10 protein-coding genes are annotated in these 11241 nt (G+C 30.5%); 6 read left to right on the top strand and 4 right to left on the bottom strand.

Features of this window, described 5'->3' with window-relative positions; translation table 11 throughout:
• Positions 1 to 213, bottom strand: a 213-nt coding sequence (locus tag BUB36_RS17305) for an IS1 family transposase (protein ID WP_330390539.1), incomplete at its 3' end; no start/stop codon positions are given.
• A gap of 508 nt (positions 214 to 721) precedes the next feature.
• On the opposite strand from BUB36_RS17305, the gene BUB36_RS17300 reads away from it, so the two are divergent.
• Together BUB36_RS17300 and BUB36_RS17295 are read left to right on the top strand one after the other, a co-directional pair.
• Positions 722 to 1441: a CBS domain-containing protein gene (locus tag BUB36_RS17300; RefSeq protein WP_073153196.1), complete on the top strand. Its 720-nt coding sequence runs from the start codon at positions 722 to 724 to the stop codon at positions 1439 to 1441.
• 169 nt (positions 1442 to 1610) lie between these two features.
• Positions 1611 to 2360, top strand: a complete 750-nt coding sequence (locus BUB36_RS17295) for a peptidylprolyl isomerase (protein ID WP_073153194.1) — start codon at positions 1611 to 1613, stop codon at positions 2358 to 2360.
• 138 nt (positions 2361 to 2498) lie between these two features.
• Here the strand turns inward: BUB36_RS17295 and BUB36_RS17290 are convergent, their stop codons facing one another.
• A complete protein-coding gene (locus BUB36_RS17290; protein WP_073153191.1) occupies positions 2499 to 3680 on the bottom strand; it encodes an FprA family A-type flavoprotein in 1182 nt (393 codons plus the stop codon).
• Positions 3681 to 4115: 435 nt separating this feature from the next.
• Between BUB36_RS17290 and BUB36_RS17285 the strand changes: the two genes are divergently transcribed.
• A complete protein-coding gene (locus BUB36_RS17285) occupies positions 4116 to 4475 on the top strand; it encodes a carboxymuconolactone decarboxylase family protein (protein WP_073153188.1) in 360 nt (119 codons plus the stop codon).
• A 120-nt stretch (positions 4476 to 4595) separates the two neighbouring features.
• Here BUB36_RS17285 and hcp read toward each other — a convergent pair whose 3' ends face one another.
• Together hcp and BUB36_RS17275 are read right to left on the bottom strand one after the other, a co-directional pair.
• Positions 4596 to 6245, bottom strand: a complete 1650-nt coding sequence (gene hcp / locus BUB36_RS17280; RefSeq protein ID WP_073153185.1) for a hydroxylamine reductase — start codon at positions 6243 to 6245, stop codon at positions 4596 to 4598.
• Positions 6246 to 6613: 368 nt separating this feature from the next.
• Positions 6614 to 6799, bottom strand: coding sequence for a DUF1858 domain-containing protein (locus tag BUB36_RS17275; protein WP_073153183.1), 186 nt, complete (start codon positions 6797 to 6799; stop codon positions 6614 to 6616).
• A gap of 481 nt (positions 6800 to 7280) precedes the next feature.
• Here BUB36_RS17275 and BUB36_RS17270 point away from each other — a divergent pair, with 481 nt between their 5' ends.
• From BUB36_RS17270 to BUB36_RS17260, 3 genes are all read left to right on the top strand, one after another.
• A complete protein-coding gene (locus tag BUB36_RS17270) occupies positions 7281 to 7733 on the top strand; it encodes an S-ribosylhomocysteine lyase (protein ID WP_073153180.1) in 453 nt (150 codons plus the stop codon).
• A 185-nt stretch (positions 7734 to 7918) separates the two neighbouring features.
• Complete coding sequence (locus BUB36_RS17265) at positions 7919 to 9286, top strand: sigma 54-interacting transcriptional regulator (protein ID WP_073153177.1); 1368 nt, start codon at positions 7919 to 7921, stop codon at positions 9284 to 9286.
• Positions 9287 to 9708: 422 nt separating this feature from the next.
• The gene (locus BUB36_RS17260) at positions 9709 to 11211 is read left to right on the top strand and encodes a sodium-dependent transporter (RefSeq protein ID WP_073147075.1); all 1503 of its coding nucleotides are present in this window, start codon (positions 9709 to 9711) and stop codon (positions 11209 to 11211) included.
• Positions 11212 to 11241 lie beyond the last annotated feature (30 nt).

Genomic DNA, 11241 nt, shown 5'->3' with positions numbered 1-11241 from the left:
ATACTCATAATCGTGGTGAAGAAAAGTTGCCTTTCCACAAAGGGGACAGCGAGGGTATTTAGGTACCTTTTTAGATATTGGTTTATCAGGAGCAAATTGGTGATTACATTTGCGACAAAGGTATTTTTGATAACCATCTTTATCTTTACCATAACGGTAAAAAGAATCTTTATTATTGCATTTTGTACATTTAATTGGTACAATTTTTTGCATGAGGACTTCATCCTTTCTGGGAGGTATAGTTTTTTTAGCAAAAACATTGTACCACAGAGGATTGAAGTCCTCAATTTTCATTTAAGTTTACAGAGCGGAAAGGTTATAGAGGAGGGAAACCATTATCAGTTAATTAAGAAAAAAGGGTATTACTATAGACTATATACTAATCAGTTTATGGATGAGAATAAAAGAATGCTATTTGATAAAAGTAGTTGATATGATTAAATTAAACTATGGGGCTATTATCTATCAGGAAAGTTTTAATATTTTCAATTATATAGGATTTACATAGTAAAATTTAATTTATACGTGTGCAAATATGCAATGCTTTTGGGTATTTTGGGCATGTATAAATTAAAGTCTTTACTTAAATTCCTATATTAAGTAACAACCCTATTTTTTATTTATAGGATATATAATAATATTACATAGGCAAGTAATTTGTGAGATAATATAAGAAAATAAATACTAGCTTCATAATATTATAAAAAAAGAGGGTAATGATATGAGAAATGTTGAAGTATTCCTACATACATATAATGAATTTGATAAGCAAATAAAGAAAATATTAGGGGTAGATGGTTATATGTCTCATACCAAGGTCTTAGATAGGCTGGCTAAAAAGAATAAGCTTATAAATAGAAATATAGATGAATTAAAAGCCTATGCAAGACTTAGAAATTGTATTGTCCATGATACAACAAGCTCTGGCTTTGGAAAACCTATAGCAGAGCCTTTACCAGAGATAGTGGAAAATTACAAGAGAATATTAAATCTATTGATAAATCCATTAACTGTTTATGATATATGCACCTATAGATCTAAAATGCTTATAGCGAGTCCTAATCAGCTGGCAATGGATGTAATGCATGCTATGAAGCAGCAATTAGTATCTAGAGTTCCAATTGTTGAGGATGATAAGGTTGTGGGTGTATTTAATGGTAATACCTTGATATATTATATGCTTAGTACTTATAATCCAATAATAACAGATAAATCAACCATAAATGATTTTATGAAATATGCCAGCTTAGATACTCAGAGAAAAGAACATTTTGAATTTGTAACGAAGAAAATCAGTATTTATGAAGCAGAAAACCTATTTAAATATAAGAATAAAGATAACCATAGATTAATAGCCTTGTTTATTACTTCCGATGGAACTCAAAAAGGAAAATTACTAGGTATAGTAACGGAATGGGATATAAACAATAAGATTAAATAATTGAAGAAATCACATAATACATGTGGTATAGCTTTTGAAACTTGAAACTATATATTGTAGATAGTTTTTGAAGATGGTAATTATGCAATTTCCTTAATTAAATAAAAATTGGACAGAACAAATTATATCTGATATTATAACCATAGACTAAAAAAAGGAGAGTTAGTGAATGAGTGAAAACAAAATTTTAGCAACAGTTAAAGGTAAAGCCATAACAGAAATGGATGTAAATGCACTTTTGCAAAATTTAATTGCCCAAGGGAATATGAATTTTAATAATGAACAAGGCAAAAAGCAGTTATTAGATGAACTTATTAATCAAGAATTGTTTTATAATGAAGCTTTAGACAATAACTATGATAAGGAAGAAGAATTTTTAAAAGAACTTGAAATAAATAAAGTAAATATTCTTAAGAATTATGCCCTTAGAAAGCTTTTAAATAGTGTGAATGTAACAGAAGATGAAGTAGTTAATTATTACAATAATAATAAAGAAAGCTTTAAAACTCCTGAAAGTGTTAAGGCAAGTCATATCCTTGTTAAGACTGAAGAAGAAGCAAATAAAATACTTGATGAGATAGAAAAGGGATTAGACTTTGAAGAAGCAGCTAAGAAGTATTCTACATGTCCATCTAAAGAAAGAGGTGGAGACCTAGGCTTCTTTACAAAGGGTAAAATGGTACCAGAGTTTGAAAATGCAGCTTTTAGTATGGAAAAGGGTGGAATTAGCAAGCCTGTAAAAACGCAGTTTGGATATCATATTGTTAAGCTTGTTGATAAAAAAGAACCTGTTATTAATAGTTTTGAACAAGTTAAAGACCAAATTAGAAATTTCTTATTAGGGAGAAAACAAAATAATTTATACGTAAGCAAGACTACGGAGCTGAGAAATAAGTATGAAGTAATAATTAACGAATAATAACGCAGCCTCCTAGACTTAACAATTATCTAGGAGGCTGTATTTTTCCATTGGATATGATGCCTACAAACCTAACCTCTCCATATCAATTTCCATATATTTACCCAATTTTCTATAGCATAGATTTATATGATAACCCTATAATTTTTGAGCAAACTCTTTTCCGAACTCAAAACACTTTTGTAAAGTTTCCTCAGATGGGAAGAATTTCTTTGAAAGAGGCTCAAATGGAACCTTAAAGCTCATTTGCTTTAAAAGACTGTCTGCCATTTTTATACCTTCACCACTCCAGCCATAGGACCCAAATACTCCAGCAATTTTACCCATATTTGCCATTGGATCTATAACTGATAGAACATCCCACATAGGTTTAACCATAGTCTTGTTGATGGTTGGGGAACCCAAAATAAGACCCTTAGAGTTATTGATTATCAAATGGACTTTAGCAATATCTTCATTCTCTATATCTAAATATTCAACCTTAACTCCCTCTGACTCCAAACCTTCTTTGATTTTTTCTGCCATTAACATAGTATTTTTATATGCTGACAGATAAAGCAATGCAACTTGCTTTTGATTTCTGCTTTCTACAGCATGGGTCGACCATTCTAAATACTTTTCCACATTGTAGCTAGGATTTTCTGAAAGTATAGGGCCATGGGAGGTTAGTATGATATCTATTTCTAAGTCTTTTACTTTATTGATTGCATTTAAAACATGCTGTGCAAAGGGCTCTACAATACATTCATAATAGTACTTAAGAGACTTTTTGTAATCGTCACAATGAACAGATTTAGGATCAACTGAGCTATAGTGTGAACCGAAGGCATCACATGTAAATAGTATTTTTTCAGATTCATCATAAACAAACATTGTATCTGACCAATGTAAAAATGGGGCTGTAATAAATTTTAATTTTTTACTTCCTATATCAAGAATCTCGCCATCCTTAATGATATGGCAATTGAAATCCTTATTAATTTGTTCCTTTAAAAAAATACTAGCAGCCTTAGTACAATAAACGACTATGTCGGGATTAATTTCAAGAACATATTTTAAACTTCCTGAATGATCAGGTTCAGTATGATTGATTATTACATAATCTAATTTCTTTATATCTGTAAGCTTACCAAGCTTCTCGATAAACTCATCCTTAAAATTACCCTTTACAGTATCAATCAATACCTTTTTCTCATCATCAATGAAATAAGAGTTATATGTTGAACCAAATTCAGTTTTCATAATAATATCAAAAACTTCTAAATCTGGATCTAACACACCAGTCCAATATACATTTCCCTTTATATTAAAAGCATCCATTTAATATTACACCTCCAAATATATTTAAAACCTTTTAATAAATGAATCATATAGGATTTACATAGTAAAACTTAATTTATACATGTACAAATACGCAACGTTTCTGGGCGTTTTGGACATGTATAAATTAAAGTCTTTACTTAAATTCCTATATAGGATTTACATAGTAAAACTTAATTTAAATTCCTATAATTTTATCAATAGGATTATACCCATACTGAAGTTAATAAAACATTTTTTTGATAAAATTTTTAAAACAATAGAATATAAGCCTATATTAATCATTTCATAGTATACCATAAAAGTTAAGAATTTATAGAAATTTATAGTAGATATTATATAAAATATAGGATTATATATAAGGTTGAAGGGTAATATATAAACAAGATTAGTAGATTAGACCTTAATTTATTAAGAATAATAGGAGGGGATTTTGTGGATAAAAAAAAATTACAACGTGAATTTGAAGATATAGGATTTGTACCACCAGGAGTAATGGTGTCTCAAAGCTTTGGAGAAAATTTTCAAAAGATAATTTCAGAGTATCATCATGAAATTTGGAGAGACGGTGTGATACCTTTAAAGTATAGATATTTAATTGCACTTGCAACAGCAGTTTTTGATAAAAATGAAGCTAGAGCAAAGCTAGAGATGAATAAAGCTATAAAATATGGAGCAACAAAGGAGGAAATAATTGAAGTTTTAAAGCAACAGGTATGGATGAAAGGTGCACCAACCTTGGTTCAAATAGCACCACTTGTTAAATATATGGAGAGTAAGCTAGATAAAGAATAATAATTGCAAATTTCATGTTTTAAGTTTTGTACTCATCTAATAAGTTTATCTACAAAAAAATTATGAATATAAAAATTACAACTTTCATCTAAAATGCGCCCAAAAGGCGCATTTTAGATGCTATCCCAATATAACCTTGAGATCTTCATCGGGTGTAGATATAGGTTTGATGTTGAATTTATCTACCAACACTTGAAGTATATTTGGCGTAACAAATGCAGGTAACGATGGACCTAAATAAATATCTTGAAGCCCTAGGTAAAGCATTGTTTGAAGTACTGCAACAGCTTTTTGCTCGTACCAAGAAATTATAAATGAAAGTGGTAAGTCATTTACATCGCAATCAAAGGCTTCAGCCAAAGCTAGTGCAACTTGAATAGCTGTATAAGCATCATTACATTGACCACAATCAAGAATTCTTGGGAATCCAGCTACAGTTCCTAAATCAAGCTTATTAAATCTATATTTACCACATGCTAAAGTAAGGATGATAGTATCCTTTGGAGTTTTTTCGGCAAACTCAGTGTAATAATTTCTTCCTGGTCTTGCTCCATCACAACCTCCAATTAAGAAAAAGTGCCTTATCTTACCAGCTTTTACGGCATCAACTATTGCACCAGCATTGCTGAGTAGTGCATTTCTACCAAATCCCATTGGGATTCTCTTTTCAGGTTCATCCTCTGGGAATCCACCTAATTCTAAGGCTTTATTTATTACTGGAGAAAAATCCTTTTTACCATTAACAGTTTCGATATGCTGAACACCTGGCCATCCAACTATACTTGAGGTAAATATCCTATCCTTATAGCTATCCCTTGGTTTCATCAGACAATTACTTGTCATTAAGATAGCTCCTGGGATACCGTCGAATTCTTTTTGTTGATCCTGCCATGCACCACCGAAGTTACCTATTAGATGTGGATATTTTTTAAGACCTGGATAAGCATTACATGGAAGCATTTCTCCGTGTGTATATATATTAACACCTTTATCCTTGGATTGTTCTAGCAAGTCTCCTAAATCCCTCAAATCATGTCCAGATACTACTATGAAAGGACCTTTTTTCTTGGTAATAAGCATTTGGGTAGGTTCAGGATCTCCAAATGTACCAGTGTTTCCAGCATCTAAAAGGGCCATACACTTAAGATTGGTTTTTCCACATTCCATATTCAAATCGAAATAATTCTCAACAGTCAAGCTTCTATCTAGGGTAGCTCCCATGGCTTTAAACATGAAATTTGCAACTTCTTCATCATATTTCCCAAGGACATAAGCATGATGATGATATGCACCCATACCTTTAATTCCATAGATTAAAAATTCTCTTAAAGAGCGGATATCCATATCTAGATTTTCATCGTCCATGACACCTAGGTTAGGTCTGCTAGCTATATTAAGTATTTCTCCTCTAGTTTCAGGAGCTATAAAATCTGCGTCCTTTGGAACATTTTCAATCTGTCCTGCACTTTCTTTTAATTGTTTTTTAACTTTATTAGCTTCCTTTATGTATTTTACAAATCTTTGGCCATCAAAGTTTACATTTGTGAGAGTGGCAAATACACATTCTGTAAAGAATTCTCCAATTTCCCTAGGTATCTTATTTCCTTTTTCAATATTTTTAGTAGCATAAAAACCTATTCCCTTTAATAAATAAATTAAAACATCCTGCATTTTAGCAACATCAGGGTCTTTACTACAAACTCCTATCTTAGTACAACCTTTTCCACCAGCAGTCTGTTCACATTGCCAACAAAACATAGCATTATCCATAGATTAACCTCCTTAACAATCTTAGTAATTATCAATATTAGATTTTCCAAATAATCCAAACTTATTCCAATTTAATTAATAAAAATGATAGAGAATAAAAATTTAGATTTAAATTTATATAAACTAAGATAATTGAGGAAATTGTATAATACATTTAAAGAATTTTAGATTACAAAATGTAGTAAAGAGAGTCAAGAAAGCTATCTACATATTGTATTTCAAAATTATTAGTGTTAATTATAAAGTTTCTCAATTGAAAAACTTTATAAAAAATCCCAAAGAAGGCATATAAAAAACTATAGACATCCTAATTAAATTTAAACTAGGAAGCCTATAGTTTTTATGTTACTTATTCTTAAAATTATAGTTTATTTGTTTAGTTCTTCTAAAAGCTTTTCTAAATCAATACCATGTACCATAGCAGCTTGCTCTAAAGATTCCATTTGAGCTGAAGGGCATCCTAAGCATCCCATTCCATATCTCATAAGTATTGGAGCAGCGTCAGGCTTGATTTTTAAGATTTCACTTATTAGAGTATCCTTAGTTATTTGCATATTATTATCCTCCTTAAATAAATATTATTTAAAATCTCAAGCAGTTTAATTATACTACTTTGAGTATTTTATAAATACTATCTATATAGTCTTTACTTAAATTCCTATATCCTGTTTTGCATTCAAATTTATAATACTTTAGAGTTGGTTATCTTTATATTCGTAAACTTTTCCTAGACCTTTTCTATTATATCAGATTCTAGTTTTTCGTAAAGTTATATTTTATTATACCACTTTACAAGTTTTTTATAAAACATAGTAAACAATTAGATTTTGAGATTGGTTTTAAAACTGCTAAAATATAGTAATAAAGCAAATTTAAAAGATTACTTGTAGGTAAACAGTTGTTTTAGTAAATAGCCGATTATTGAAGACTAATGTTGTTTAATATATTATTTATAAAGAGTATTCATTATAGATATTGAATATGTTATTCTAATAAAAGATAGTAATATTATAATTTAAGTAGGAGGTATCAGTGTTGAAAAAAGTTATAGTTGAAAGCTTTACAATGGATCATACAAAGGTAGAAGCTCCATTTGTTAGAAAATGTGGAGTGATTCAGACACCAAAGGGAGACATTATAACAAAATTTGATTTAAGATTTACCCAACCCAATAGAGAAGCTATGCCGACAAGTGCAGTTCATGGAATAGAACACTTACTAGCAGGCTTTATAAGAGAAGAAATAGAAAATGTTATAGACATTTCGCCAATGGGCTGTAGAACAGGGTTTTATCTCATATTAATAGGGGAAAAAAGCGAGGATGAAATAGCGGTTGCACTTATGAAAGCTTTAGAAAAGATATTGGCGGCAGATGAAATTCCTGCAGTAAATCCAATACAATGTGGGAATTATAGGGATATGTCTTTATTTGGAGCTAAGGAATATTCTAAATCAGTGTTGAATAAGCTGAAAGAAAAATACAAATAAGTTTGTATTGAAGGGTTAAAGAACAAAAATGCCAATTGGTGTTTTTGTTTTTTTAACCTTTAATATAAAATTGGCTAAGTCATCTTTTTACAAAAAAAAGGTTATTTAAGATAATCGTCGAAATATATTAAATATTTAATTTATATTTTTACAATTTTTTATTAAAGGGAATACGGGGGGAGATCATGTTATTTCTCAATCCAACAATTGAAATGATATTAGATAATGTGAATGATGCTATTTGTATTGTTAACAAAAATTGCATCGCTATATTCTGGAATAAAAGGGCTGAAGAGATTTATAAAGTAAATAGAGAGAGTGTAGTTGGAAGGCATATAACAGATCTTTTTCCTACGGCTTTACTACCAAAGGTTATAAAGGAAAAAAGACCATATGTCAACGTTTATAATAGTCCACGGGAGGATTCCCATAATATTATTACAGCACGTCCCCTTTATAGAGGAAATGAATTGATAGGAGCTATAAGCTGTGATAGGGATATATCTGAATTAATTAGATTAACTAACCTTTTAGATAGAACTAAGTTAGATTTAAAATTGCTTGAAGAAGAAGTTACAGCACTTAATGAAAATAGATTTTCCTTTGATCAAATTGTTGGAAGTGATATAAAGTTTAAAGAAATAATAAATCTATGTAAAAAGGTTTCCAAATCTAAAATGAATGTGCTTATAACTGGTGAGAGCGGAACTGGTAAAGAGGTTTTTGCTAGAGCAATTCATATTGAAAGTAAAAGAAAAGGTCATTTTATACCCATAAATTGTAGTGCAATTCCTGAAGACTTAATGGAAAGTGAATTATTTGGCTATGAAGGCGGTGCCTTTACTGGAGCTCTTAAAAAGGGAAGGATGGGTAAATTTGAACTAGCCCATGAAGGAACCTTGTTTCTAGATGAAATAGGTGATATGCCATTATCTATGCAGCCTAAAATACTGAGGGTATTAGAAGATGGCATGATAACAAGAGTAGGAGGATCAAAATCTATTAAAGTAGATGTAAGAGTTGTTGCAGCAACAAATAAAGATCTAAAAGGCATGATGAAGAAGGGGTTTTTTAGAAAGGATTTGTATTATAGATTAAATTCAATATTAATTTCACTCCCGCCTTTAAGGGAAAGGAAGGATGATATACCAGATCTAGTAAACAGGTTTATTGAACAATTTTGTATTACTTACCGTTCAAATATACCTGTAATTCCTCCAGAAGTTATGAATATACTAATAAATTATGATTGGGAGGGGAATATAAGAGAACTTAAAAATATAATAGAGAGAATAGTTATATTAGTAAAAAATAATAAAGCTAAAAAAGTAGATTTAAATTTTCTACCTAGAAGCATTATTGAAAATAGTAAAGCAAAAGTAGAAAATAAAGAAGAAATTTTTGATCTCAATAAAATTATTGATAATACTGAAAAAAATACAATCAGGAGGGCTATGAAAATTACTAAAGGTAATAAAGCAAAGGCAGCAAAGCTTTTAAATATTCCTAGAAGTACGTTGTATTTTAAATTAGATAAGTATAAGTTGGAGTAGATAATCAAAGGATATTAACAATGTTTTAACAATATGACTCGTGAAATGTAAAAAAAGAGACCAAAAATGAGCTATATTCCATGGAGAATTTAAGAAAAAGAATAAGCGTCAGAAAATTGACTTTAATGTCTATTTTCTGACGCTTATTCTTTAGAGAAAATTTTTGTTTTGGCGTCAAATATTTGACACTTTAAAATTGTTAATAAAATAGCAAATAGAAAGAAAAATATGAAAATTAAGATAATTTTGAAAAAAATCACAGAAAAGTACACTATTTCATTATAAATTAAAATAAATAGTAGAAGAAAAATATGATTGGCATAATTCATGCAAATAGTTGGATTTATAACAAAAATTTCTAAATAAAAATTAAGAAAGGAGGATAGTTCAGATTTAAAATTTGATAAAAGGGAGGATAAATTATGGGTCAAAACAAGGAGCAATGGGGAAGCCGCTGGGGATTTATAGCAGCCAGTATAGGTATGGCAATAGGAACAGGTAATATATGGAGATTTCCAAGGGTAGCAGCAAAAAATGGAGGAGGACCATTTATAATCGCTTGGACTGTAGCACTGTTAGTATGGTCAATACCGCTATTAATGGGAGAAATGGTAATAGGAAAAAAGACAAGACTAGGTACAATAGGGTCCTTTAGGGATTTTTTAGGAAAGAAATTTACATGGATGGGAAGCTGGATAGCAGCAGTATGCTTACTTATAATGTTTTATTATTCAGTAGTAATGGGTTGGTGTATGAAATACTTTACACTTTCAGTATCAGGAGCATTTAAACCAGGAATAGGAGTAAAAGAAACAGAACTTATATGGAATACCTTTACAACAACGCCATCCCAAACGATCTTATTTCATTTTATAGCTATGTCAATTGCTGGATTTATAATTTATAAAGGTGTAACAAACGGAATCGAAAAGGCGTCAAAGATAATGATACCAACACTATTTGTACTATTGTTGATTGCTTTAGTAAGATCAGTAACATTACCAGGAGCAGCAAAGGGGCTTGAATATTTATTTAGTCCAAAGCTAAGTATGCTTTTAAATCCTAAAATATGGCTTGAAGCTTTTACACAATCAGCATGGTCAACGGGTGCAGGCTGGGGCTTTATAGTAACCTATGCAGTATATACAAAGGAAAATGAAGATATTGGTGGTAACTGTATGATTATGGGACTTGGTAATAATGTAGGAGCATTAGTAGCAGGAATGACAGTGTTGCCAGCCATATTTGCTTTATCACCTACTGTAGAGTTTGCAAACGAAGCCTTATCAGCAGGAAATCAAGGAATAACATTTATTTATCTAGCCCAGCTTTTCAGTAGAATGCCAGCAGGAGGATTTATAGCTGCATTATTCTTTTTAACAATGTCAATAGCAGCATTATCATCATTATTGCCAATGATAGAAGTAGGGGTAAGGAATGTAATGGATATGGGATTAGAAAGAAATAAGGCAACAATTGTTATAACAGTATCAGGATTTTTACTTGGGATACCATCGGCATACAGTCTACACTTTTTAGATAATCAGGACTTTGTGTGGGGAGTAGGACTTTTGGTTAGTGGTCTATTTTTTGCAATAGCATTAACTAAATATGGACTAGAAGAATTAAGAACCAAGGATATCAATATTCCAGAAACAGATTTCATTGTTGGAAAATGGTGGAACACATGTATTAGATTATTCCCCATATTCTTTGTAATTATTCTAGGATGGTGGGTACAACAAGCTATATCATGGTATCCAAATAGCTGGTGGAATCCCTTTGAGACCTTTAGTGCAGGATCAATAGCATTTCAATTTACTATTTTAATAATAATCACATTAGTAACTAAGAACTATTTCATTAGCAAAGTAATGGATGGACCAATGACAGGAAGTAGGCTCAAAAGCTCTAGTGAAAAGTAGTAAAAAGCACTATTTATATAGCACATAAAA

Source organism: Paramaledivibacter caminithermalis DSM 15212, from assembly GCF_900142245.1.
In the GTDB taxonomy this organism is placed as follows: Bacteria; Bacillota; Clostridia; order Peptostreptococcales; family Caminicellaceae; genus Paramaledivibacter; species Paramaledivibacter caminithermalis.
This window is presented reverse-complemented; position numbering and strand designations above follow the sequence as displayed.

Excerpts from the sequence above, each read along its gene's own strand:
- BUB36_RS17265 (WP_073153177.1), top strand. The coding sequence starts at position 7,919 with ATGTTATTTCTCAATCCAACAATTGAAATGATATTAGATAATGTGAAT.
- BUB36_RS17295 (WP_073153194.1), top strand. The coding sequence starts at position 1,611 with ATGAGTGAAAACAAAATTTTAGCAACAGTTAAAGGTAAAGCCATAACA.
- BUB36_RS17260 (WP_073147075.1), top strand. The coding sequence starts at position 9,709 with ATGGGTCAAAACAAGGAGCAATGGGGAAGCCGCTGGGGATTTATAGCA.
- BUB36_RS17290 (WP_073153191.1), bottom strand. The coding sequence starts at position 3,680 with ATGGATGCTTTTAATATAAAGGGAAATGTATATTGGACTGGTGTGTTA.
- BUB36_RS17275 (WP_073153183.1), bottom strand. The coding sequence starts at position 6,799 with ATGCAAATAACTAAGGATACTCTAATAAGTGAAATCTTAAAAATCAAG.
- BUB36_RS17300 (WP_073153196.1), top strand. The coding sequence starts at position 722 with ATGAGAAATGTTGAAGTATTCCTACATACATATAATGAATTTGATAAG.
- hcp (WP_073153185.1), bottom strand. The coding sequence starts at position 6,245 with ATGGATAATGCTATGTTTTGTTGGCAATGTGAACAGACTGCTGGTGGA.